A 23,554-nucleotide genomic window follows, 5' to 3' on the forward strand; every position below is an offset into this window, starting at 1 on the left:
AATTTTTATTCTATGAAGCTGAGCTTCGGCTTCTCCGCTGAGCCGCCACGAACGCCAAGAAGTCGGCCTGTGACAAGGTGTTGACCACCTCGGCAGCCGTCAGTCCGGCTTTGCGGGCCACCAGTGCGCCGTAACGGATGTCACTCAGGCCGTGGACGGCGTGTGCGTCGGTGTTGAGGGCGAATTTGAGACGGGAGCGGTAACGCAGCGCAAAACGCCAATCTATATCCAGGCGGTAAGGGCTGGCATTGATCTCCACCACTGTTTGGTGGGCTTCACAGGCGTCCAGTACGGCGTCTAAGTCAAGTGCATAACTGGGACGGCGCAGCAGTAGCCTGCCGGTGGCGTGGCCCAGAACGGTAATCAGGGGGTGTGAAACGGCCTTAATCAGCCGCTCGGTTTGCGCCGCCTCGCTGAGCGTGAAGTGGCTATGCACCGAGGCCACCACATAGTCCAGCTCACTCAGCAACTCGTCGTCAAAGTCGAGCGAACCGTCTTCCAGAATGTCCACTTCGCTGCCCGCGATGACCGGCAAGCCCGCCCGCTGGAGTTCGCGCACTTCCTTGATTTGCGCCCGCAACCGTTCGGGCGACAGACCGTTGGCATAAAAGGCGCTGCGCGAGTGATCTGCCGTCCCCAGGTAGCCGCCCAACTGCTGCGCGGCGTCCACCATTTCGCCCAAACTCGCCGCGCCGTCGCTCCAGGTGGAGTGAGTATGGATGAAGCCTTTGATGTCCTGCGGCGTAACTAGCTCGGCAAGCTCGGGCAGGCTTTCCCACACGGCGTCGTGTTCGGTTTCGCGGTACTCGGCGGGGCGAAAGGGAAGACCCAGCGCGGCCAGCACATCTTGTTCGGTGGGCGTGTTCAGCGTTTCGCCGCTGCCCTGCTTGCCGCCCTCCTGATGAACACGGTGCAGCCCGCGCCCGTTGAGATCAAAGCCCTGCCGCGCCGCTTCCGAGCGCAAGCCTTCCCGGTAAGCCGCGCCGCCGCCCATCATCAAATCCAGAGCCCCGCGCACTTCTGCCGCCGCGTAAGGGAGTTCAATCGGCACGCCTTCCCAGATGCCGCTCAGCACCGGGCGCTTGTCGACTTGCTCTAATGCCAACTCAGGCAAGGCGGCGCGAATCTCCTCCGGCGTGGCGCTGACGGTGACGCGGACGCTGCGGGTGGTTTCCAGATTGCGGCGCACATCACCGCTGGCGCGGGCATTGAGGTGGGCCAGCCTCGCTGCGAGTTGCTCGGCGATCTGGTGGGCGGTGTTCATGCGTTGCCGCCCCTGCGCGGCCAGCACAAACTCCACCGCTTCCAGCAAAGTGGCCGCCGTCTTCGCGCCGAAGCCTTTGAGGGCCGTCACGCTGCCGTCGTCCAGTCCTTCCCGCAGCGCTTCGAGCGAATCGAATCCGCCTTGCCAGAGGGCGCGGACTTTTTTTGGCCCCAGCCCGCGCACGCCCAGCAACTCCACCACGCCGGGCGGCAGTTGGGCCAGTGCCTCAGTGAGGGGGCCAAAGCTGCCGGTCTGCAAGGCCTCGCCGAGTGCGCCCGCCAGCGCCGAGCCGACTTTGGGCACGCCCTGAAAGTTCTTCTGGGCGGCCTCGTCCCAATTGGTCAGCGCTTCGATGCTGCGGGCGGCGGAGCGGTAAGCCTGCGCCCTAAACGCTTCCGCGCCCAGCACTTCCAGCAGATCGGCGGTGGTTTCTAGAGCGCTGGCGGCGGCTTTTTGGGTGAAGGGAAGCATGCAGGTAGGGTAGCGGGTTTTGGGCGGGTGGAAGGCGGGCGGGGGCTCTGGCTTTTGCAGGTTCCGGCGTTTCAGCCTCTGGGGTGGTTACGCTGTGGGCACCGTGGTCAAGGGGTCGCCCAGCCAGCAGACTGAAGAGGCTGGGATGGACGCCGCAATAAAGACGGAGATGGGCCCCTTTGTGTTTACCCCACCCGCTCGCGCCCCGCGTAACTGACAATCACGCCTTCCACGTCGTTAATTTCCTTGACGGCGTCGCCAAAGCGGTAGCCGACTTCGGCGGGGGCGTGGGCGTCGCTGCCCAGCACGAAGGCAATGCCCCGCGTGGCGGCGGCCCGCACCAGATCCGGGGCCGGGTACGCTTCCTTCACGGGCTTGCGCCAACCGGCGGTGTTGAAATCGAGGCTCAGGCCCTGCATGGCGATCACGTCCAGCGCGTGCAGGGCGGCCATACCGTCGGGGTCGGTGTCGCCGAACTTTTTGGGCAGATCGAGGTGGCCGATGGCGTCAAAGAGCGTGCTGCGGGCCGCCCCTTCCACCAAAGCGTAGTAGTGGCGGTAAAGGCCAGCCAAATCGCGCTGCTGGTACTCGTCTTTGAAGGCCGGATTGTCAAAGCCCCAAGCTCCGATATAATGGACGCTGCCGATTACGTAATCCCACGGATGTTCTTCAAGGATCTGCGCCACATACCGCTCGGTGCCGGGGTGAAAGTCAGCTTCTAGACCCAGGCGCACCACCAAGCGGCCCTCGAATTCCCGCTGCACGTCTTTAACTGTCTGCACGTACTCGTCAAGTTGCCCGCGCTTCATACGCCACTCGGCGTCAAACCAAGCCGGCATGGGGATATGATCGGTAAAGCATACGCCCGAGAGGCCCAAATCCAGGGCCGCCTGCGCGTACTCACGGGGACTGCCTTCAGCGTGATTGCACAGCGGCGTATGCAGGTGAGAGTCGAACAAATGCGGTGGAAGATGCATCGGCGTCATGCTCTAGCCTAATACGAATTCCGCCGAGTTCCAGTATATTTTTAACTTCTTTTCACTCGACTGCCTTCCCCGCGCTCCACCTTCTCTTTCCCAAAACCTCGGCATCACGCGCCCGTCACGCTCATGTCACGCCTGATCTGGAAACTGTTGATAAGACTCGACTGAACTTCTCGGTAACTGGACTTCTCGGCTTGGGGTCAACGAAAGGGGGAAAGGAAGATGCAAGGTGCGCCGCAAAAAAGTGAACTGCAAAAAAGTGAGTTGCACATTCGGGTGATGGGCCCGCCGTCTTTGCAAATCGGTGGCCAAGATTTGTTCTTCAAAACCCGCAAAGCGCTGGCTTTGGCGCTGTATCTGGCGCTGGAAGGGCCGCAGCCGCAAGACGCCTTGCTCGAACTCCTCTGGCCCGACTCGCCCCACAGCGGCTCGCTGAGAACGGCAGCGCTGCATCTGCGCCAGGCGCTGGGTGAGCAAGCTTGGCGGCTGCAAACCCAGTGGTGCGGCTTGTCGTTAGACCTTAGCGGCGCTTTTGTAGACGCCCACACGCTGGGCCAGTTGAGCGCCGAGCAAGCGCTGGCATGGAAGCCGGGCCTTTTTCTGGCGGGCCTGCACCTGAAAGGCAATCCGGCGTGGGACGATTACTTGATGCTGCGGGCCGAGACGCTCGCCGCCGAATATGACCGCCGCCTCGCGGAACTGTGCCGCGCGTTGGCCGAGCAAGGAGACTATGACCACGCCTGCGAATTGGCCCGCCGCCGCAGCGAACTCGATCCGCTTTCAGAAAATGCTTGTTCGCAGTGGGGCTGGGTGCTGGGCCTTGCCGGATTGCCGCAAAAAGCTGCCAGCATCCAAGCGGCGTTTGCGCGGCGTTTTACGCAGGTGTTCGGTTTTGGGCCGCTCAGCGCGGGCCTGCGCCCAGAAGAAGGCGGCCAGTTCTTTTCCCCTCCCTTTCCCAACAAGGCGCAGCGGGAAGCGGTGGTGGCTTAAAAGGGAAGGTGGTTGCAGGAGCGCGATTGGAGCGCACACGGCGCAGTCCAGCTTCTCCCACGAGCCAGTTCTCAAGCGCGGCCTTTTACTTTTAGTTTTGCGCTTCGTTGCCTGTCGCCAGCGGCGGCACCACCACAGGGCGGCCATCAAGGTCAACCGCCACGAACACGAAAGTGCCGTTGGTGGCCAGTTGCTGCTCGCCGGTAGTCAGCGTCTCACGGAAAACGTCTACCCGCACGGTCATGGAGGTGCGGCCCACCCGGATGACCTGAGCTTCTAGGGCCAGCGCGTCGCCCAAGCGCACGGGCAGGTGAAAATCCACCGCGTCCATGCGGGCGGTGACCACGTGATGCTTGGCGTGCCTTACGGCGGCCACCGAAGCGGCTTTGTCCATCAGCGACAACACGAAGCCGCCAAAAGCGGTGCCGTGATAATTCGTGTCTTTGGGAAACACCAGTTCGAGCATTCGTGCGCCGCTGGGCGGTTGGCCGGGTAAGGAAGGAGAAAAGTCGTCGCGGCTCATGCGGGCCAGTGTAGTGCAGGAGGGGTGGACGTGGTGAGTGGTCAGGAGTTGGTGGTCGGTGGGGCTTGTGAGGCGGGAAGGACGAGGGAATTTTCGCTCTACCCGACAGGCGTCAACCCATCCCAGCGCCCTACAACCCAAAGCCCACTTCTCAAAGCCGCAAGTCCCTGTTAACGCTAAATACCCCGTCAGGTTCAGGTGAGGGTTGTGTCAGGCCCGTTGGGATACACTAACCGCGTGCTGGTGGGCTCCTAGCCCCGCTCTAAGCTGCATGGCTTAGGCCACTGACCGGCACACTGGGCACGGCGCTCCCGACTTGTCATCACGACGCTTACTTGATAGTATGGGACTCAAGTTATCTGCTCTACCGAAGTTGCTTGGCACGGCTTAGCCGGTGTTGGAACAACCAAGGTAGCGCTTCTCCCCTCGACGATAAGGAGCCTTTGATGCCAACCGACAAGAGCCCAACCGATAAAAGCGCTGTTCCAGATGTTCCCACCCCCATCATTCCCTTTAACATCCCCGTTTGCCCAGTACGCGGCAGCGTGATCTACCCGACGATGGTGCAGCATATCGATGCCAGCCGCGCCATCAGCATTGCGGCTATCGAAGCGGCGATGGAAGAAGAAAAAGTCATTTTGATCGTCTCGCAGCGCGACAAAGATGTGGACGATCCAACCGGCGAAGACCTCTACGACGTGGGCACCGCCTGCAACGTGCTGCGTGTGCGCAAAAACCCCGACGGCACCGTCCAGATGCTGGTCACGGCACTCTCGCGTGTGCGGGTGGCCCGCTACACCCAAACCGAGTACCTCCGCGCCGACGTGCAAGAAATCGCCGTCAAATCTGGCAAAGTGGTGGAAATCAAAGCGCTGACCCGCGAACTGACCTCAAAGTTCGAGAGCGTCATTCAGGGCGGCAAAGGGCTGACCAGTGACGCGGTGCAGGCCATTCAGAGCAAGGAAGACCCCAGCGAGCTGGCCGATTTTATTGCCTTTCACATGGACTTCCGACTTGAAGACAAGCAAGCGGTACTGGAAGAAGGCAACCTGAATTCGCGCCTCAAGAAAGTGCTGACGCTCCTTGACGCTGAGCAGGAAGTCATGGCGGTGCAGCAAAAGATCCGCAGTCAGGTCAAAGAAGAAATTGACCGCAACCAGCGCGAATACTACCTGCGCGAGCAGATGAAGGTCATTCAAAAAGAACTCCACGGTGGCGAGGATGGCGAAACCGACGAAACCGAGGAGCTTCGCACCAAGATCGAGGCGCTGGAACTCGCCCCCGATGTCAAAAAAGAAATTGACCGCGAACTCAACCGCCTGAGCCGGATGCACCCCGACGCCGCCGAAGCCAGCGTAATCCGCACTTACCTGACCTGGGTCACCGAACTGCCCTGGAACGTTCGCAGCGACGATCAGCTCGATGTGAACGAAGCCGCCCGTATTCTCGACGAAGACCACTACGGCCTGGAGAAAGTCAAAGACCGGGTGCTGGAGTACCTGGCGGTGCGCCAACTCCGCAAAGCGCGGGCCGAGCGCGGCGAGATCGACTCCACCGACGTGAACAAAGGCCCGATCTTGGTGTTCACTGGCCCTCCCGGCGTGGGTAAAACCTCAATTGCCCAGAGCATCGCCAAAGCGCTGGGACGCAAATACGTGCGGATTGCCCTGGGCGGCGCACGGGACGAGTCCGATATTCGCGGCCACCGACGCACCTACATCGGCGCGATGCCCGGACGCCTGATTCAGGGCCTGCGGACTGCCGGAACCAAGAACCCCGTTGTGCTCCTTGACGAAGTGGACAAGCTCGGCAACGGCAATCAGGGTGATCCCTCCAGTGCGCTGCTGGAAGTGCTCGATCCCGCTCAGAACTTCAGCTTCACCGATCACTATCTGGGCGTGCCGTTTGACCTCAGCGAAGTGATGTTCATTGCCACTGCCAACTACCCCGAGCAGATTCCGCCCGCTTTGATGGACCGCATGGAAGTCATTGACTTCTCCAGCTACATCGAAGCCGAGAAACTCGAAATTGCCAAGCGCTACTTGCTGCCGCGCCAGCTCAACCAGAACGGGCTGAAAAGCAACCAGATTCAGATCACCGACGCGGCCTTGGAGAGATTGATCTCCAACTACACCCGTGAAGCGGGCGTCCGTAACCTCGAGCGCGAAATCGGCACGGTGGCCCGCAAGGTGGCCCGCAGGCTGGCCGGCGGCGAGGCCAAGCGCGTCAAAGTCACCGATAAGGAACTCGACCGCTACCTCGGCCAGAGCCGCTACACCCCCGAAACCGAGGCCCGCGAGGATACTGTTGGCCTGGCCACCGGCATGTTCTACACGCCCGTCGGCGGCGACATCCTGTTTATCGAAACCTCGGTCAGCCCCGGCAAGGGTCTGCTGCTCACCGGCCAGATCGGCGATGTGATGAAGGAGTCGGCCAGAGCGGCGCTCACCTACATCAAGACCAACGCCGAGCGCTTCCACATCGACAAAGACAAGATCGACAATTCCGAAATTCACGTCCACTTTCCTGCCGGAGCCATTCCCAAAGAAGGCCCCAGCGCGGGCGGCGCGATTGCCACCAGCCTCATCAGCGCTCTGTCGGGCATTCCGGCGCGGCACGACGTGGCCATGACCGGCGAGATCACCCTGACCGGGCGGTATCTGCCGATTGGCGGCCTCAAGGAGAAGGTGCTGGGCGCTCGCCGGGCGGGCATCAAGCACATCATCATGCCCAAGTCCAACGAAGCCGACCTGCGCGACATTCCGCTGCACCTGCGCTCCAGCATGGCCTTCCACCCCGCCGAGAACCTCGATCAGGTGCTGGACGTCGCCATCGTCGGCGGCTTGGCGGCGCTGGAACGCAGCCACGAACGTGTGTTGCCCCCAGTGATGGGCGGCGAGGGCGGAACCGAGCCGCTCAAGAAAGCTCCCCGCCGCAAACGGGGTGTGGAAACTCCGGCGACGGCGTAAACTCAACCCAAGCCTTCAAGCCCCCGCACCGTTGGGGGCTTTTTCCATGTCCATTTCGCGTGCCGAGCGACAGAGCCAATTCCCATTCCCCCGCTGCGCTAGACTCCTGACCTATGCGTGTGGTGCAGTTTCTTCAAGTTTTATTGCTGCTGATTCTCGGCGGTTATCTGCTGTTGGTGTCCTTAGAAAACCCCGGGCGGATGCGCTTGCCGCTGCCGTTCAGCGACGGCGAAGTGCTGCTGCCCAGCGGCCTGACACTGGGGCTGGCGCTGCTGCTGGGCGCACTCTACTGCGCTCTGCTGCTGCTGCCGCCGCTGCTGCAAAGTCGGATTGGCCGCCGCCAAGCTGTGCGCCGCCGACGCGAAGCCGAGGAGCGGTTGCAACTGACCCTGCGCTCCCGCCTCGGTGAAGCCGCGCCGCTGGTGGCTCAAGCGCCTGCGGGGTACGCGCCTACTTCTACCAAGGCCCAGCCGTGACTTCGGCCAGCACCATTCCCGAAACCCACTGGCTGCTCAGCCCGCCCGCCAGCAAAGCCGAACTCTTGCGGGTGATGGCCGAGTTTGAAGTCTCCCCGATGCTGGCTCAGGTGCTGTTTGCCCGTCAGCTTCGCCGCCATCACCTTGAGCCTGTCCTGACGCTGACGCCCAACGCGGGCTTATTGGAAGCAGCACAGCGTCTTGTAGTGGCTATTAAGGCAGGCAAACGCATCCGCATTCACGGCGATTACGACGCTGACGGGGTGAGCGCCACCGCCACGCTGGTCTGGGGGCTGCGCGAGGTGGGCGCGAATGTTCACGGCTTTATTCCTCACCGCCTCAACGAAGGCTACGGCGTTCACCCTGACCGCGTCACGGAGCACGCCGAGGCCGCTGACGTGCTGGTGACGGTGGACTGCGGCGTGACCAACTTGGAAGAAGTCAGGAGCCTGCTCTCTCTCGGCGTGGAAGTGATTGTCACCGACCACCACTCGCCGGGGCCGGACTTTCCCAAGTGTCTGGTGGTGCATCCTAAGCTGACGCAGGATTACGACCCCGCCCTCCACAACCTGACCGGCGCGGGGGTGGCTTACCACTTGCTGTGGGCCATCTACAACGAACTGGGCCTCCCCGCCCCGCTGCACCTCACCCCGCTGGCGACCCTCGGCACGGTGGCGGACGTGGCCCCGCTGGTGGGCGAGAACCGCGCTCTGGTGGTGGCGGGCCTAGCTGAGTTTGAGCGCACCGAGTTGCCCGGCGTGCGGGCGTTGATGAACGGCAAAAAAACCGTGACGGCCCGCGACGTGGGCTTTGTGCTGGCTCCCCGCATCAACGCGGCGGGCCGGATGGGCGAAGCGGAAGTGGCCTTAGAGCTGCTGACCACCACCCACAAACTCGAAGCCGAAAAAATTGCCATTTATCTCGAAATCAAAAATGCCGAGCGCCGCGTCATTCAGGACAAGATGTTCAAAGAAGCCCTGACGCTGGCCGACCCCGAAGACCCGGCGCTGGTGATCACCCATGACGATTGGCACCCCGGCGTGATGGGCATTGTCGCCAGCAAGCTGCTGGAAGCGCATTACAAGCCGGTGTACATCGTGGCGCAGGGCAAGGGCTCGGTTCGCAGCACGCCGGGCATTTCGGCGGTGCAGGGGCTTTACTACTCGGCCCCACTGCTCAAGCGCTTCGGCGGCCATCCGGGTGCGGCGGGATTCTCGCTGGAGATGGACAACTTCGCCGCCTTCCGCGACAGCATTCACGCTTACGCCCGCCAGTTTCCCCGTCCACTGCCGAGTGTGCGGCTCGACGCGCTGCTGCCCGCTGCCTGCGCCGACCTCGACTTTGCGGCTGAAATTAGGCGCTTCGAGCCGTTTGGTGAAGGCCACCGCCCGCCGCTGTGGCATTTGCGCGACACTTTGGAAAGCGCCAAATTGATCGGCCAAGACAAAAAAACACTCAGTTTCAAAGTGGGCGGCGTGCGCGGCATCAAGTACAGTGAGGGCCGCACCCGTTCGGGGCCGCATGACTTTGCCATCAACCTCAACCGCAACGAGTGGAATGGCCGCGAGAATGCTGAGTTTTTCGGTGAGGCATTGCGCTCGCCTGCCGCTCTGAGCTTGGCGGGCGAGCCGGACACTGGCCTCTTACTGGAACGTCTAGATCCCAAAACAGCGATGGGCCATCTCAAAACCGGCGCGGCGGTCTACGCTTCGGGCGAGGTGGCCGCTTACCTGCAAAGCAATGTCCCCAGCTTGATGTTGCTGGCTGACGCCGCCGATTTGCCGGGCGCTGAATTCACAAGTGAGGTCGTGCTCTACGCCCTGCCCCCTGAAGACACCCTGCGGCGCTGGCTGGCACAGGGCAAAGTCTCGTTCGCGTGGGGGCCAAAGACCCTGGGCGAGTTGGAAGGTCATACGTTGGGCCGCCGCGCCGTGCTGAGCGGCCTCGATTACACCGAACCCGGAGCGCGGGAGCGGGCCGCCGAAATTTACCGCCGCTTGCAGTGGGCGCACCTTTACCGCTCGCTGGACGATGAAGGTTTTTCGCGGGCGGTGCGGGCCATGCTGGATCTGAGGGTAAACCTCGCTGCGGGTGACCAGACGGAAGCCAAAGACAAGACATGGGCCGCCGACTGACCAAGCCAATCAAATGGCTGCTCCGTTGGCTGCTGGCTTTCGCCGCCGCGTTGGTACTGCTCGTTTCGGTGGCCAACCAGTGGGTCAGCCTGAGCGCTCAGGGGCGGCTTTACACTTCCGTCATTGACATTCCGGCGCGGCCTGTCGGCGTGCTGCTGGGCACCAGCAAGTATCTCAGCGGCGGCGGGATCAATCCGTATTACCAGTACCGCATCGACGCCGCGCTGAGCCTTTACCGAGCGGGCAAAGTCAGCGACCTGATTTTGTCGGGCGACAACGCCCACCGCAGCTACGACGAACCCACCACCATGCGGGCCGATTTGATAGCGGCCGGCATTCCGGCCCAGCGCCTGCACCGCGACTACGCCGGATTCCGCACCCTCGATTCGGTCGTGCGGGCCAACAAAGTGTTTGGACAAGGCCGTTTCACGGTGATTTCACAGCGCTTTCACAACGAGCGGGCCATCTATTTGGCACGGGCGCACGGCCTAGACGCCATCGGCTTTGACGCCCGTGACGTGGAGGGTACGGGCGGCGCGAGGGTCAAGTTCCGCGAAGGGCTGGCCCGTGTTTCTGCCGTACTGGATGTGCTGTTTGGCCGCGAGCCAAAGTTTCTGGGCGACCCCGAGGTGATTGGCAGCTCAAAGACGCAGTGAGACAGTTGCAAAGCTGATGGGCTGTGGAATTTGTCATATATGACGCGAAGTGAGAAAAACCAAACCGCTTTGGGGCTAGGAGATGAGAGCTTGCAGCGCTCATGATGGAACCATGACTAATTTGACTTTGAAACAACCCGCGTTGGCGTTGGCCCTCCTCGGTACGTCGCTCGTTTTGGGCGCTTGCGGGTCGACGACGCCGGTAACGCCTCCAGCCACTCAGCCGACTGCTGTCTCCGGTACGTTGGTTCCTTTCACCGCAGGAACGGCTGACAATGTCACCAGCCAACAAGCTAACCTAAGTTCTCCTTTAACTGCAACGGGAAACTTTGATATTGCTTTGCCTGACGTTGCGACGATGAATTCAACTCACGCCAAAGATTTGAACAGTGCAGACAACACTTTCGGTTTGTGCACTGGCTCTCCAATCACCGCGCCTAGTGGCTTCAAATCGGTTGCTATCACCACACTTATTTCTCAGAAAGGTGCAACCTTTGTTGCTGAAAACGTAGCTGGCTCAACTGTGTCTTACAAAGGCTGGTGGTTCGCGAATATGGCAGGAACCGTAACAGTCAATGCTAATTGCATAGGATTTGGTAACGTGAATCAGTCTCTAACATTCAAGCAAGGTTGGAACGTCATGGATTTCACTTATAATGGCACGTCAACATCAATAGCGCTGGCTCCCAATCAAACCCCCGGCCGCCTGACTTGGAAGAATAAGAACGCTGTCCAGTCGCTGTCTTCACAGGCTCTCAACCCTTACCTGTTTAATCCTTGGGCCGCCCTCAACAGGTAAATCAATCACTTGCTTCAATTCTCTACCCGCTTCGGCGGGTTTTTTCATTCCCACTCCCCAACCCCGAAACTCTTTTCATCCCCGACTCGTATGCTGAGCCATGAGCGATAACGGCAACATCCTAGAGGCACTCACCCCGCCTGAAACCCTCAAAGCCCCCAAAGCCGTGCCGAGCATCGCCCCCGATCAGGGCCGCGACATGACCCCGCTGAGCGGTGAAGACAAAACCCGCTTAGACGAAATGGCCCGCGCTTTCGTGCAGGACGTGACCAAGCTCGACGCGCACGGCGAAGGCTTTAAGCGCAAACTCGACTCGGTTCACGCGCTGGGCATGGACGAACAGCGCTCGGCGGCGCAGGTCAGCAACCGGATGCTGGAACGCCCCCTGCGGGCCACCAAAGCGGGCGTGTTTGACGAAGGCTCCAGCATCATCAAAGGGCTGACCGATCTGCGCCACACCGTCGAAGAACTCGATCCCAGCCGGGGCACGCCCGCCAAGCGGTTTTTTGGCATGCTGCCCGGTGGCAAAAAAGTCCAGAGCTATATAGAGCGCTACGCCAGCGCCCAAGACCACCTCAACGCTATTTTGGACACGCTTTACCGCTCGCAAGACGAACTGCGAAAAGACAACGCCTCCATCGAAACCGAGAAAGTGGCGCTGTGGAACGTGATGCAAAAGCTGCGCCAATACGCCTACGTGGGCCAAGCCGTAGATGACGCCCTGACCGAGCGCCTCACCATGCTGGAGCAGACCGATCCCGAAAAAGCCCGGATGGTGCGCGAGGAGTTGCTGTTCGCCATTCGCCAGCGCATCACCGATCTGCTGACCCAGTTGGCCGTCAGCGTGCAAGGCTACTTGGCGCTCGATCTGGTACGCAAAAACAACTTGGAACTGGTCAAAGGCGTTGACCGCGCCACCACCACCACCATCAGCGCCCTGAGAACCGCTGTGCTGGTGTCGCAGGCGCTCGGTACGCAGCAAATGGTCTTGGAGCAGGTCACGGCGCTCAACACCACCACCGGCAACATGATCGAAAGCACCTCTAATTTGCTGCGTACCCAGTCGGCCCGCATTCAGGAAGGCGCGGGCAGCGCGACCGTCAATGTGGAGCAGCTTCAGAACGCCTTCAAGAACGTTTACGCCGCGCTTGACGCCATCAGTGAATACAAAGTGCGGGCGCTGGAGAACTTCCGCCAGACCACCCAGATTCTGGCCAAGGAAGTCGGCACCGCCCAAACCTACCTCGACAGGGAGCGCCAGCAAGTCTCGCAGGATATTGCCAGCGAGTTGAAGTTCAGCGAGACGGTGGTAAAAGAGGGAGAGCTGAAGCTGTAGGAGGTTGCAAAGGGCAGCGTTCTCCTGGGAGGAACGGCCACGCACGGGAGTCCGTTTAGGATGGCGGGTCATTATTCACGGCACGTGCTGGGCGAAGCGGACATACTTTCTGCACGTCCCACACGCTAAGCTGTCCTCCGTGTCTGACGGCTCCCCCTTTCCTTACGTTGACCCTGCCACCATCCGCACGGGGCTGCATTACCTCGACTTGGCAGGCATCTTCGCCTTTTCCATGTCGGGGGCGCTGACAGCGGTTCGCAAGCGCTTTGATATTTTTGGCGTGCTGGTGCTGGGCGGCGTCACGGCCGTCGGCGGCGGCAGCATCCGCGACACGTTGACCGGTAAGGGGCTGCCCCTCTTTTTGCAAGATGAAACCTACTTGTGGGTGGCTTTGCTCGGCTCATTGCTGGCGTTTTCCTTCGGCGAGCGGCTGGCCCGCTTCGAGCGCACCATCAGCTTTTTTGACACCATCGGGCTGGCTTTGTTTGCTGCCAGCGGCGCACTGCTCGGCGTGCGGCTGGGGCTGGGGCCACTGGGCGTGACCTTTGTGGGGATGCTCAGCGGAGTGGGCGGCGGCATTATCCGCGACCTCCTGGCGGCTCAGGTGCCGGAGGTGATGTACCGCAACGATCAGCTTTACGCCACTGCCGCCGCGCTGGGAGCCATCACGGTGTATTTTATTCACCCTTATTTCGGCGACCTCGAAACGCAACTTCTCGCCTCCGCGCTCGTTGTGGTGGTGCGTTGGATATCACGCCGAGGCTGGGTACGTCTGCCGGTGCGCCGTTTGCCTAGCAAACTGGAGTGATGATGCATAAAAGAAAATTATTTTTCGTTGCAGCTGCCAATCTTACCCTTATAGGCTGCTCTACACCTAAGGAAGTGGAGACCTTTGGTGGTTTACGCTGGAATTCGTCGAAAGAGGAGGCTGAAGACCGATTAGAGCAACTAGGCTTTAGTGTCGCAGGTAATGGCAAAAACTACTCGAGTTGGACTGGGTGGATTGGAAACCGTAAGGCATCTGTGGATATAAACTTTGATACGCACGATAGGCTAAATCTCATATCTGTCTCGAACGCTATATACTCCAGCCATGTGGAGGAGCCAGCGTATGTAGAAGGCAAGTTAAGTTTCGATAAGTTTTATAGGGAACTTAAGCAAGAGGAGGAAATATGGAGAAGATATTTTAGTGAGTGTGGCAAAACATATACAACTCTAAATAAGAAATATAAACTGTTATCCTCAGCTATACCCAATGCGTATTCCGATCTACCAGAGAATGAGAGTATGCTGAAGATTATAAACTACAGAAAATCTCCTGAAGAAGACAGATTTTTGGTGGAATTTGAAGGATCAAGTGGCTCAGTCCATTTTATGTGCTGGCTCGGTATCAATCCTTTCAATAATGGAAACGATTTGATGGGGCAAGTTCTAACAACTTACGAGCGACCCGTAGTTGAAAAGATAAATTTTTAGCTCGGCTAGTTCTATTTGTCTGCGCCGTACTCGCTGCCCAGATTCTCCTTCAACTCTTCCATCTTTTCCCCGCTGTCAAAGTCCGGCGCTAAGCCGTTGGCGTCCATCTCGCCGGTGCCGCCCTGCATGCCTTCCTGAATCGTCGCGTCCGGGGTGGTGTCGCTTTCGCCGCTGTATCCGTCTGGCAAGCCGCCTTCCGCTTTGTTGGTCATGCTCTATGCTGGCTAAAGGCCATGAGAACACCCAGCCAGCCGCACGAACGGGCCTTTATCTGACTCGAAATCAGGGAACCACTTGCACGGCCACGGCTTGCCACTTTCCGGCGCGGCGGGCGTAGACGCGCAAATGGCTCTGCGCGTGAACCCCGTTGGCACTCAGCTCCCCGCGCGTGATGGCGGTGTCGCCGTAGAGCTGGGCGACTTGACGCCTAAACACCAGAACGTCTTCGGGATAAGTGGTGATGGCCCGCTGCAACACGGCTTTGCTGATCACCTGTCCGTCCGGCAAAAAGCCTGACCAATCGTCGGCAATCAGATCGTTGAGTGCTTGCGCGTCCCGGTTTTGGTAAGCGGCGTTCCAAGCGTCATCCAAAATCAGTACGGCATTGATGGTCAAAAAATCGTCCAAACCGGCAATATCGTCTGAGAAAGCGTTCAAGGCACGACCTGCACCGCCACCGCTTGCCATCTTCCGGCGCGGCGGGCATAAATTCGCAAAAAGCTCTGAACATATTGGCCGTTGGCCGTGAGGCTGCCGCGTACCACCGCCGTATCGCCGTACAGCTGAGCCGTTTGGCGCTCGAAACTCAGCGCCGCCTCGGGGTTGCTCGGCACGTCCGCGAGGAGTTGGAGCTTGGTGGCAACGCCGCCGTCAGCGAAGAGGGCCAGCCAGTCGTCGGCCAGTACGCCGCCGAGCAGCCCGGCGTCTCTGCTTTGGTAGCCCCGGTTCCAGGCGTCATCCAAAGCCAAAACTTCGGCCAAAGCGGGGGGAGTGTCGGCGTCCATTCGGCTCAGGATAGCAAATCAGTCTGCCGCTTCGACCCGCGCCGGATAAACTTCCAACTCGTTGTAATAAGCGTCGCGCAGCACCGGCAAGCGTCCGGCCTGCTGAATCATGTTGATCATCCGCTCTTTGCTCAGGCCCAGCGGACTGGTCGCGCCAGCAGCGTGGGCGATGTGCTCATCCACGATGGTGCCGTCCACGTCTGAGACGCCCCAATCGAGGCTGACCTGGGTCAGTTCACTGCCGATCATCACCCAATAGCCTTTGATGTGCGGGAAATTGTCTAAATAAATGCGGGCCACTGCTAAGTTCCTGAGATCGTCTAAGCCGGTGGTGTAATCGGTCTTGCCCAGGTTCTGCGCCAACGTGTTGCCCATCGGTTGAAAGGCCAGCGGGATGAAAGCGTGGAAGCCGCCGGTTTCATCTTGTAAGTTCCGGAGGCGGTCCATATGATCGAGCCGTTCTTCTAAAGTTTCGATGTGGCCGTAAAGCATGGTGGCGTTGGTTCTCATGTTGAGCGAATGGGCTTCACGGTGAATTTGAATCCACTTTTCGGCCTTGACTTTGTTTTTGGCGACTTGCTTGCGGACTCGGTCGGCAAAAATCTCAGCCCCGCCGCCCGGCATGGCGCTCAGGCCCGCCGCTTGCAGCTCGCGCAAAACTTCCAGTGTGGGTTTCTTGCTGATTTTGGAAAGGTGCTCGATCTCGGCTGCCGTAAAGGCCTTGACCTGCAACTCGGGAAAGTTGGCTTTGAGCTTGCTGACCATCTCGGGGTAAAAGCTCCACGGGCGGTTGGGGTGGTGGCCGCTGGACATGTGCAGCTCGGTCAGGCCCGGCTCGTACTTGGCCCGCACCTGCTCGACCACCGCGTCGGCGTCGTAGTCCCAGGCCCGCTCCTCACCTTTGTGGGCGGCGAAGGCGCAAAAAGTGCAGCCGACATAGCAGATGTTGGTGAATTCGAGGCGCATTGAGTGGACGAAGTAAGTTTTGTCGCCGTGCTGACGCTCGCGCACCAGATTGGCCAGGCGCATCAGGGCGTTCACATCGGGCGTGTCAAACAGCACCATGCCCTCTTTGAAGCTCAGGCGCTGGCCCGCTTCCACTTTGGCGATAATGGGGGTCATTTCGGGGTCACGGGACTGAATCATGGCTCTATGCTACGCCTGTGGAGGCGGGGGAAACGTCCTGCTTGAGACAATAATCACAACTTTAGCGTCGCCGCTCCAGCCGCGCCTTCATCTCCGGCCACTCTGTATCCGTGACGCTAAACATCACCGTGTCGCGCTCACTTCCGTCTGTTCTGACCATGTGCTTGCGCATCACGCCCTCGCGCACTGCCCCCAGCGCCGCAATCGCCGTTTGCGAGCGCACGTTGACGGCGTCGGTCTTGATTTCCACCCGCCGCATTTGCATCACCTCAAAAGCGTGGGTCAGTTGCAGCAGCTTCAAAGCGCGGTTGGCCCCACTCCGCAGATACGCCGGAGCCAGCCAGGTGCTGCCGATTTCCAGCCGTTTGTGCTCCGGGTGCATCTCCATATACCGGGTGCTGCCCGCGTACTCTCCGCCGACCAATGACACGAACGGCATCTGGTCGGGAGCCTCCAGCGCGGCGGTGAAATAAGCCCTGAGCACCGGCGAAGTCCCCATCTGGGCGTACTCGTGCGGCGCTTGAGCAGCCAACTGCATGAGCGGCTCCACGTCGCTGTCTTGGAGGGGGCGCAGGGTGTAAAAGCCGTCAGAAAGAGTCAGGTCGTGGCGCATGGTGCTCCGAACTCTAGCTCAGAAGTTGCTTCCTAAAATTTCTCCCTAGAATTTTATGGTCGCCAGCACCTGCTCGAAGGTTTTGTTGACCCGCTCGAAGGCTTGGCTGGGCACCGTCAGTTGGAAGCTGTAAAAGTTCTTGGCTCCGTTACCGAACCACACCCGCATCACCAGCGTGCCTTCCTTGCTGGTGATGACATACTGGCGCATCAGCCCCGAAACCCCGCCGTAATTGGCCAGCTTTTCGCCTTTGAAAGTCAGGGCCGAGCCGCTTCCCTCCACCGCTTTTTCGAAACTGCTGAACTCAGACTTGAGATCTACTTTTTTGCCGTTTTTGGGAATGTACAGCAGCCGCATCAGCGCAGCGGGCGGCTGAGGCTGCGAAGCAATGGTGATGCCGCCGAGACCGTCTTTGAGGTTGAGGCCGACCCAGCCTCTGGGCAAGCTGACGTCAAACGGCAACTTGGCGTCGGTCACTTTGACGAGGGGGGTTTGGCCGGCAGCGGTCTGGGCCTGTGCCGAAACGCCGAGCAGGGCCGCGCCGGTCAGCGCAAACCGGAGGGCAGGGGCGAGCAGGGCATGAAACTTCATAGCTGCCATGCTAGCGGCTGGGGATGAGCAGCGCCTAGTCACCTTGAGCGTTACCTTGAGTGGCCCCAGCCTCTATCATGCCGAGATGCAGCACGCGCCTTTCACGGCCCTCGCCCGCGTTTACGACGCGATTATGGCCGATATCGAATACGACGTTTGGGCGGATTTCATTCTCAGCTACGCCGCAGAAGCGGGCCTGAGCATCACCAGCGCCCTCGATTTGGCCTGCGGCACGGGCGGCCTGACCCAGCAACTCGCAGCCCTGAAGCTGGAAGTGACGGGCCTAGACGCCAGCCCTGAAATGCTCAAGGTCGCTGCTGAGCGAATGCCGGGGGTGAGGTTTGTGCATGGCGATTTGCGAACCTTTGAACTGGGAAGAACATTTGATCTTGTCACCTGCGTCTTTGACAGCGTCAACAACCTGACCGCAGACGGTGATCTGGAGTTGACTCTGCGGCAAATGCACGCCCACCTGAGTCCCGGCGGCTTGCTGGCCTTTGATGTCAACACCCGCATCGGCGTGCGCGAGTTGTGGGAAGGCGATAGCATCGAAGGTTTAGAACCCCTGCCAGACGGTTCACAGGTGCATTATCACTGGTCGCACCATTACAACGCCGAGCAGGATGTGGGTGTGGTGCAGGCTTTTTGCCGTGTGCTGAGCGAGGACGGAGAAACCGAGGAGTTCGTGGAAACCCATCAGGAGCGCGGTTACGACCCTGCCGAACTCGCCGCTGCGCTCGGGGCAGCGGGCTTTGAGCGCTGGGAGATCTTGGAATACCCTGACTACGCTCCGCCGGAAGCCGACTGCCCCCGCGTGTGGGTCTTTGCGTGGAGAGCCACCGATGAATGAAACAGACCCGTTGCAAAAGATGGTGGTGCTGGGCGCGGGCGGCTGGGGCACGGCGCTGGCCGTCACTTTGGCTCAGACCCACGCTGAGGTGACGCTGTGGGCGCGGCGCGAGGAGTTGGCAGCGCAGTTGCGGGAAAGCCGCATCAATTCGGCTTACCTGCCGGGAGTGAGCTTGCCCGCCAACGTGCGGATCACCAGCGACCTGAGCGCCGCTGTGGAGGGCGCGGACTGGGCATTTTTGGTGGTTCCGAGTGTAGGCATGAGTGATTTGCTCTCGGCTCTGCCGCCCCAGCTCGGCGCGGTGCTGTGCGCCAAGGGACTGGCTCCAGCGGGGCAGCGCCTCAGCGAGTTGGCTACTGGGCTCGGCTTTGGGCGCGTCGCGGTGCTGAGCGGCCCCAACCACGCCGAGGAAATCGGGCTGGGCTTGCCTGCTGCGACGGTGGTGGCCAGCAAAGACGCCGAGTTTGCCCGCACAGTTCAGGCCCACCTGATGACGCCCAATCTGCGCGTGTACACCAGCTCAGACGTGGTGGGCGTGGAACTCGGCGGCGTGCTCAAAAACGTGGTGGCGGTGGCTGCGGGCCTCGGCGACGGCCTGAAGCTGGGCGACAATGCCCGCGCCAGCGTGATTACGCGGGGCCTGCGCGAGATGGCCCGCTACCTCGCCAGTCAGGGAGCGCAGGAAGACACGGTTTACGGCTTGAGCGGACTGGGCGATCTGGTCGCCACCGCCACCAGCCGCCACTCGCGCAACCGCGCCGCCGGAGAAGCGCTGGCACGCGGCGTTGCTCCGGAAGGCGGCGGCAAAGTGGTCGAGGGCCTGCGAACGGCGCGGCTGCTTTCGGCCTGGGCGCAGGAGAGCGGCGCAGAATTGCCGATTGTGCAGGGGGTAGCCGCCGTCGCGGGAGGCCAGCTTTCGCCGCAAGAAGCGCTCTCGGCCCTGATGCAGCGGGAAGCCAAAGCCGAGGGCTAGCGGGTTCCATCACCCAGACTTCAGAAACACTCGGCACAATCAGGAGCATGACGCTTCGCCGCTTTTCACTGACCGCGCCTTTGGTTCTCGGCTTGCTGCTCAGCTCCGCTCACGCTGCGCCGCTGCCTTGCCCGCTGGCCGCCAAGTTGGACATCAACACCTACCTGACCCTCAGCTTGGAGCAGTGGAGCGAGGCCGATCAAGATCAGGGCAGCGCGGCGTATGCCGAGTGCCAAGCCAGCCAACTCACCGACACCCTCGGCAACTCGCCACAACTGCGTGAACGCATTGTCAAGCTGCGAACCCTCTACCGCACCTTGCGCGAACTCGAAGGCTCATTGGCCTATGCGATGGCGGGCGGCGGCACGATGCACTCGCACGCCGTACCGCGCAGTTATCCCGAAATTGAGGGCACGCTCTCCAGTGTGGCGGCTTTGGTTCTGAGTCCGGTGGGTGGACAGACGGCGGGCCGTTTTACGCTCAGCTTGAACGCTTCCAAAAAAGCCTTTGAAGACCGCATCAAAGCCCTCAAGGTTTGGAAGCCCAAAGCCGCCGCCAGCACCAGTGCTTACGACGCCAAGACCTTTGGGGCCGACGTGACCCGCTACGCTCAAGCCGGCGCGGAACTGATGAAGTTGCTCGGCAGCAAGGGAGACGCCGCCACCGCCGCCGCGTACCTGCCGCTGCAATCGCCGCTCTTTCTGGACGAGTATTTGAGAGAGTTTTGAGGCTGAGAGAAGGTGGTTATGGTGAACTGCTCTTTGCTCAGCTCCAGTTCTTAGGCTGCTCGGCCAGGCCGAAGTGCCACGCCACTGCCTGCGCGATGCGGCCCGCCGCTTGCCCATCGCCGTAGGGATTGCGCGAGGCCCGCATCTGCTCCAGCGTGGCGGGGTTGCCGAGCAGCTCCAGCAAAGTGGCTTCTACCTGTGCCGGGTCGTTGCCGGCCAGTTTCAATACGCCCGCCGCCAAGCCTTCGGGCCGCTCGGTGACGTTCCTGAGCACCGCCACCGGCACGCCCAGCGCCGCGCCTTCTTCCTGGAGGCCGCCCGAATCGGTGGCCAGCAGTAGAGAGGCGGCCATCAACGGGGCCATGTCGTGATAATCCAGCGGGTCGGTGAGTTCTACGTTGGCGAGGTTGCCCAGCGCAGGCCGCACCGCCTCGCGCACGGCCGGATTGAGATGCACCGGATACACGAAATACAGCTCGGGGTGAGCGCGGGCCACGTTGGCTAGAGCCTGCGCCATTTCGGGCATCATCGGCAGATTTTCGCGTCGGTGCATGGTGATGGTCACCAGCTGCTGTCCAGCGTCTAATTTGGCTTGCCACTCGGGCCGCAGCGCCGCGCGTCCGGCCACCATCCGTACCGCGTCCACAGCGGTCTGCCCGGTGACAAAGAGGCCCGCTTCCGACTTGCCCTCGCGCCGCAGGTTGTCGGCGGCTCCGCTGGTCGGCGAAAAATCGAGGGTACTCAGCACCCCGGTCAGGCGGCGGTTGGCTTCCTCGGGAAACGGCTCGGTCATGCTGCCGCTGCGTAGGCCGGCTTCCACGTGCCCCACCGGAATGCCCTCATAAAAAGCGCTGAGCGCCACGCAAAAGGTGGTGGAGGTATCGCCGTGAACCAGCACCATGTCAGCACCCATCTCGCGCAGCTTCTTGCCCGCCTGCGGCACGATCTTGCCGGTCAAGTCGGCCAGCGTCTGGCGCTCGGTCATGACTTGCAGGTCTTCGTCGGGCGTGAGGCCGAACACCGAAAGCGCTCCGTCGAGTTGCTGGCGCTGCTGTCCGGTGGACAAAATCAGCGGGGTCAGGCCACTTTGAGCTTGGATGGCCGTGTAAACGGGGGCCATTTTGGTGGCTTCGGGTCGGGTGCCAAAGGCGAGGACAATTTTTTTCATGGGGGTTTCCTTGCGAGGGTCGTCTCAAAGTGCGGAAATCAGTTTTAGAAAGGGAAGTGCTCCTTTCAACCATCGGCCAAAGCTCATCGGCTCAGGCTCAATTCAGTTCCCTGCGTCCCTGCGCCGCTTCGATGATCTGGGCCCGGATACGGCGGGCGGCGACAAACCAGAGGCTGCCACCAATAAACACAGCGGTCAGCAGCACGGTGAGCGGCGCAATCCCTTGGGCGAACATGCCCGCCACACCGCAGAGAAGCGCCACAGTCCACAGTGCCACCGAGGTGCGGCGGGCGTTGCCGGTGCGGGCCAATACGCGGTGGTGCAGGTGGGTTTTGTCGGGGTGGGCCAGCGGATTGCGGATGCCGCGTGCCAGCCGTCCGACCACCACCTGCGTGGTATCCAGAATCGGCAGGGCCATAATCAGCAGCGGCACCAACAAGCTGGCCCCCGCGCTGATCTTGAGGGTGCCGAGCAAGCTGACAGCGGCCAGCGTGTAGCCGAACAAGGTCGAACCATTGCCCATGATGATGCTGCTGGGGTTGAAGTTGTGGCGCAGATACCCCAGCGCCGAGCCCGCCAGACCCGCCAGCAAAATGACGGCGGCGGCCCTATCGGTAAACTGCGCCGCCGTGACCAGCAGCACCATGCTGGCAATAAACGCCACGCCGCCCACCACACCGTCCACGCCGTCGAGCAGGTTCATGGCGTTGGTCAGGCCGACCACCCAGATGACGGTCAGGAAAATACTGAGGATATTGGCCACGTTGCCGTCCAGGACGGGCAAAAAGGGAATGGCGTTGAAGTCGATTCTGAGACCGTTGACCAGCAGCAGCACCGCTGAGAGAAGCTGTACTCCCAGCCGGAACAGAGGCGACAGACCGTACTGATCGTCGATAAAGCCCACCAACATCAGCAGCGTCGCGCCCAGCAAGATCGCCAGCACCTGAATATTGACGTGCTCGATGACAATGGGCCGCAGCGCCCAGCCCACCACGATGCTGATGACAAAGCCCGCAAAAATCGCCAGCCCGCCCGCGTTGGGCAGCGGCACGGTGTTGAGGCGGCGCTCGTTGGGCATATCGGCCCAGCCGACCCTCAGCGCGAAGTCCCGAACCGGCGGAATGAAGCGCCAAGTGATCACGGCAGCCGTGACAAACGTGAGCAGCACGGCCAGAAAGCCGCGTCCGAAAAGGTCGGCAATGCCGAGATGCTGGGCGAAGATGCGAAGTTGATCCATAACTTGGGTTCAGTCTACGCGGGCAGCGTGAGGGATGTGGCTCGCGGTGTGTGTGAAACGCAAAAGTCCACTTCTCGCTCCTAACCTTTGCGCGAAGCACAAGCCGCGCTGCCTCCCACCTTTTGGCTACTTCGTTCCGTAAATTCGGTCGCCCGCGTCGCCCAGTCCCGGCACGATGTAGCCGTGATCGTTCAGGCCCGTGTCAATCGCTGCCGTGACGATTTCCACTTCAGGGTGAGCGGCGTGAACGGCGGCTATGCCCTCCGGTACGCTGAGAATGGTCATCAGTTTGATGGTCTGCGCTCCAGCGTCCTTGAGGGTCTGAATGGCCGCCACCGCCGAGCCGCCAGTTGCCAGCATCGGATCAGTCACGAAAACGCGGCGCTCGGCGATGTCTTGGGGGAGTTTGGAATAGTAGGCCACCGGTTTAAGGGTCTGCGGGTCGCGGTAAAGGCCGATGTGGCCGACTTTGGCCGCCGGAACGAGCTGCACAATCGCGTCGGCCATAATCAGCCCGGCCCGCAAAATCGCCACCAGCGCCAGCTTTTTGCCGCTGAGCATCGGGAACTCGGCGGTTTCTATCGGTGTGCTCAGCGTTTGCGGAGCCGTCTCCAGGTCGCGCATGGCCTCGTAAGCCAGCAGCAAGCTGATTTCGCCGGCCAACTCGCGAAATTCCTTGACGCCGGTTTCCACGTCGCGCATCCGCGAGAGCTTGTGCAAAATCAGCGGATGGTCGGCGACGGTCACTTTGGACAGCGTCGATTTAGAAGGAGATGAGGAGGCTTTGGTCATGCATTCAGAGTAGCGCAGGGTGGGGAAGCGTGAGTCAGTCGCCGGCATGAAAAGGATAGGAATCTCTATCACCTCGTGGTGAAAGACGGATCAATCTGAGTACAAAAAAAGAAAAAAAGGCCGACATCCAATTTATTTGGATGACAGCTCACGCAATGAAGATAAAGGTTAGGTAAATTGAAGGCCATGCGATACCTCTACTTGTCTCTCGCTTTGATGGCCGCCCTGACCTCGTGTAGCTCGGGCGTTGCTCCGGCAGCCAGTACAGGAGGAGTAAAGTCGCCACCTTCTTCTACTCAAGCGCCTGTAAATGAGACGCCAGTCAACCCGGCACCCACCGTGCCAGTCAATCCGGCACCCACCGTGCCAGTCAA

25 protein-coding genes are annotated in these 23,554 nt (G+C 60.8%); 13 read left to right on the forward strand and 12 right to left on the reverse strand.

Features of this window, described 5'->3' with window-relative positions; genetic code table 11:
- Window positions 1-10: 10 nt before the first annotated feature.
- Window positions 11-1,735, reverse strand: coding sequence for a DNA polymerase/3'-5' exonuclease PolX (locus FNU79_RS02450; RefSeq protein WP_143719270.1), 1,725 nt, complete (start codon window positions 1,733-1,735; stop codon window positions 11-13).
- Window positions 1,736-1,920: 185 nt separating this feature from the next.
- Entirely contained in the window at window positions 1,921-2,712 is a 792-nt protein-coding gene (locus tag FNU79_RS02455) for a histidinol-phosphatase HisJ family protein (RefSeq protein WP_143719346.1), read from the reverse strand.
- Between the two features lie 285 nt (window positions 2,713-2,997).
- Between FNU79_RS02455 and FNU79_RS02460 the strand changes: the two genes are divergently transcribed.
- A complete protein-coding gene (locus FNU79_RS02460) occupies window positions 2,998-3,708 on the forward strand; it encodes an AfsR/SARP family transcriptional regulator (protein WP_143719271.1) in 711 nt (236 codons plus the stop codon).
- Window positions 3,709-3,799: 91 nt separating this feature from the next.
- On the opposite strand, the gene FNU79_RS02465 is transcribed toward FNU79_RS02460, so the two are convergent.
- Window positions 3,800-4,231, reverse strand: coding sequence for an acyl-CoA thioesterase (locus tag FNU79_RS02465; RefSeq protein ID WP_143719272.1), 432 nt, complete (start codon window positions 4,229-4,231; stop codon window positions 3,800-3,802).
- 446 nt (window positions 4,232-4,677) lie between these two features.
- Between FNU79_RS02465 and lon the strand changes: the two genes are divergently transcribed.
- The 8 genes from lon (at window position 4,678) to FNU79_RS02505 (ending at window position 14,078) form a co-directional block, all read left to right on the forward strand.
- Window positions 4,678-7,200: an endopeptidase La gene (gene lon, locus FNU79_RS02470; RefSeq protein WP_143719273.1), complete on the forward strand. Its 2,523-nt coding sequence runs from the start codon at window positions 4,678-4,680 to the stop codon at window positions 7,198-7,200.
- A gap of 113 nt (window positions 7,201-7,313) precedes the next feature.
- Complete coding sequence (locus FNU79_RS02475) at window positions 7,314-7,676, forward strand: hypothetical protein (RefSeq protein ID WP_143719274.1); 363 nt, start codon at window positions 7,314-7,316, stop codon at window positions 7,674-7,676.
- Between the two features lie 74 nt (window positions 7,677-7,750).
- Entirely contained in the window at window positions 7,751-9,811 is a 2,061-nt protein-coding gene (locus FNU79_RS02480) for a single-stranded-DNA-specific exonuclease RecJ (protein WP_143719347.1), read from the forward strand.
- Window positions 9,796-10,467 carry a SanA/YdcF family protein gene (locus tag FNU79_RS02485; protein ID WP_143719275.1) on the forward strand — a complete coding sequence of 224 codons (672 nt, stop codon included), beginning with the start codon at window positions 9,796-9,798 and terminating at the stop codon, window positions 10,465-10,467. The genes FNU79_RS02480 and FNU79_RS02485 overlap by 16 nt, the downstream gene beginning before the upstream one ends.
- A gap of 112 nt (window positions 10,468-10,579) precedes the next feature.
- On the forward strand, window positions 10,580-11,266 hold the full coding sequence (locus FNU79_RS02490) for a hypothetical protein (RefSeq protein WP_143719276.1): 687 nt from the start codon (window positions 10,580-10,582) through the stop codon (window positions 11,264-11,266).
- A gap of 100 nt (window positions 11,267-11,366) precedes the next feature.
- The gene (locus FNU79_RS02495; protein ID WP_143719277.1) at window positions 11,367-12,602 is read left to right on the forward strand and encodes a toxic anion resistance protein; all 1,236 of its coding nucleotides are present in this window, start codon (window positions 11,367-11,369) and stop codon (window positions 12,600-12,602) included.
- Window positions 12,603-12,741: 139 nt separating this feature from the next.
- Window positions 12,742-13,410, forward strand: a complete 669-nt coding sequence (locus tag FNU79_RS02500) for a trimeric intracellular cation channel family protein (protein WP_225429826.1) — start codon at window positions 12,742-12,744, stop codon at window positions 13,408-13,410.
- Entirely contained in the window at window positions 13,410-14,078 is a 669-nt protein-coding gene (locus FNU79_RS02505) for a hypothetical protein (RefSeq protein ID WP_143719278.1), read from the forward strand. The genes FNU79_RS02500 and FNU79_RS02505 overlap by 1 nt, the downstream gene beginning before the upstream one ends.
- An 11-nt stretch (window positions 14,079-14,089) precedes the next feature.
- Here the strand turns inward: FNU79_RS02505 and FNU79_RS02510 are convergent, their stop codons facing one another.
- From FNU79_RS02510 to FNU79_RS02535, 6 genes are all read right to left on the reverse strand, one after another.
- Window positions 14,090-14,290: a hypothetical protein gene (locus FNU79_RS02510; RefSeq protein ID WP_143719279.1), complete on the reverse strand. Its 201-nt coding sequence runs from the start codon at window positions 14,288-14,290 to the stop codon at window positions 14,090-14,092.
- Between the two features lie 70 nt (window positions 14,291-14,360).
- Complete coding sequence (locus tag FNU79_RS02515; protein ID WP_225429827.1) at window positions 14,361-14,735, reverse strand: nuclear transport factor 2 family protein; 375 nt, start codon at window positions 14,733-14,735, stop codon at window positions 14,361-14,363.
- Window positions 14,732-15,082, reverse strand: coding sequence for a nuclear transport factor 2 family protein (locus FNU79_RS02520; protein WP_143719281.1), 351 nt, complete (start codon window positions 15,080-15,082; stop codon window positions 14,732-14,734). Before FNU79_RS02520 ends, FNU79_RS02515 begins: the two co-directional genes overlap by 4 nt.
- A gap of 18 nt (window positions 15,083-15,100) precedes the next feature.
- Window positions 15,101-16,228: an aminofutalosine synthase MqnE gene (gene mqnE / locus FNU79_RS02525; RefSeq protein WP_143719282.1), complete on the reverse strand. Its 1,128-nt coding sequence runs from the start codon at window positions 16,226-16,228 to the stop codon at window positions 15,101-15,103.
- A gap of 61 nt (window positions 16,229-16,289) precedes the next feature.
- Window positions 16,290-16,841, reverse strand: coding sequence for a GNAT family N-acetyltransferase (locus FNU79_RS02530; protein ID WP_143719283.1), 552 nt, complete (start codon window positions 16,839-16,841; stop codon window positions 16,290-16,292).
- A gap of 45 nt (window positions 16,842-16,886) precedes the next feature.
- Window positions 16,887-17,432: a hypothetical protein gene (locus tag FNU79_RS02535; RefSeq protein WP_143719284.1), complete on the reverse strand. Its 546-nt coding sequence runs from the start codon at window positions 17,430-17,432 to the stop codon at window positions 16,887-16,889.
- Window positions 17,433-17,517: 85 nt separating this feature from the next.
- Here FNU79_RS02535 and FNU79_RS02540 point away from each other — a divergent pair, with 85 nt between their 5' ends.
- From FNU79_RS02540 to FNU79_RS02550, 3 genes are read left to right on the forward strand one after another with little or no spacing between them, the layout of a single operon-like run.
- On the forward strand, window positions 17,518-18,282 hold the full coding sequence (locus tag FNU79_RS02540; protein WP_143719349.1) for a class I SAM-dependent DNA methyltransferase: 765 nt from the start codon (window positions 17,518-17,520) through the stop codon (window positions 18,280-18,282).
- Window positions 18,275-19,255, forward strand: coding sequence for an NAD(P)H-dependent glycerol-3-phosphate dehydrogenase (locus tag FNU79_RS02545; RefSeq protein WP_143719285.1), 981 nt, complete (start codon window positions 18,275-18,277; stop codon window positions 19,253-19,255). The genes FNU79_RS02540 and FNU79_RS02545 overlap by 8 nt, the downstream gene beginning before the upstream one ends.
- Window positions 19,256-19,302: 47 nt before the next feature.
- Window positions 19,303-19,983 (forward strand): hypothetical protein, encoded by a 681-nt coding sequence (locus tag FNU79_RS02550; RefSeq protein ID WP_143719286.1) that lies wholly within the window; start codon window positions 19,303-19,305, stop codon window positions 19,981-19,983.
- Between the two features lie 37 nt (window positions 19,984-20,020).
- Here the strand turns inward: FNU79_RS02550 and wecB are convergent, their stop codons facing one another.
- The 3 genes from wecB to upp form a co-directional block, all read right to left on the reverse strand.
- Window positions 20,021-21,151 carry a non-hydrolyzing UDP-N-acetylglucosamine 2-epimerase gene (gene wecB, locus FNU79_RS02555; RefSeq protein WP_143719287.1) on the reverse strand — a complete coding sequence of 377 codons (1,131 nt, stop codon included), beginning with the start codon at window positions 21,149-21,151 and terminating at the stop codon, window positions 20,021-20,023.
- 97 nt (window positions 21,152-21,248) lie between these two features.
- Window positions 21,249-22,388, reverse strand: a complete 1,140-nt coding sequence (locus tag FNU79_RS02560; RefSeq protein WP_143719288.1) for an MraY family glycosyltransferase — start codon at window positions 22,386-22,388, stop codon at window positions 21,249-21,251.
- Between the two features lie 126 nt (window positions 22,389-22,514).
- Window positions 22,515-23,180, reverse strand: coding sequence for a uracil phosphoribosyltransferase (upp, locus tag FNU79_RS02565; RefSeq protein ID WP_143719289.1), 666 nt, complete (start codon window positions 23,178-23,180; stop codon window positions 22,515-22,517).
- A 186-nt stretch (window positions 23,181-23,366) separates the two neighbouring features.
- Between upp and FNU79_RS19350 the strand changes: the two genes are divergently transcribed.
- The coding region (locus tag FNU79_RS19350) for a hypothetical protein (RefSeq protein WP_225429828.1) at window positions 23,367-23,554 on the forward strand (188 nt) is incomplete at its 3' end.

It is taken from the genome of Deinococcus detaillensis (genome assembly GCF_007280555.1).
In the GTDB taxonomy this organism is placed as follows: domain Bacteria; phylum Deinococcota; class Deinococci; order Deinococcales; family Deinococcaceae; genus Deinococcus; species Deinococcus detaillensis.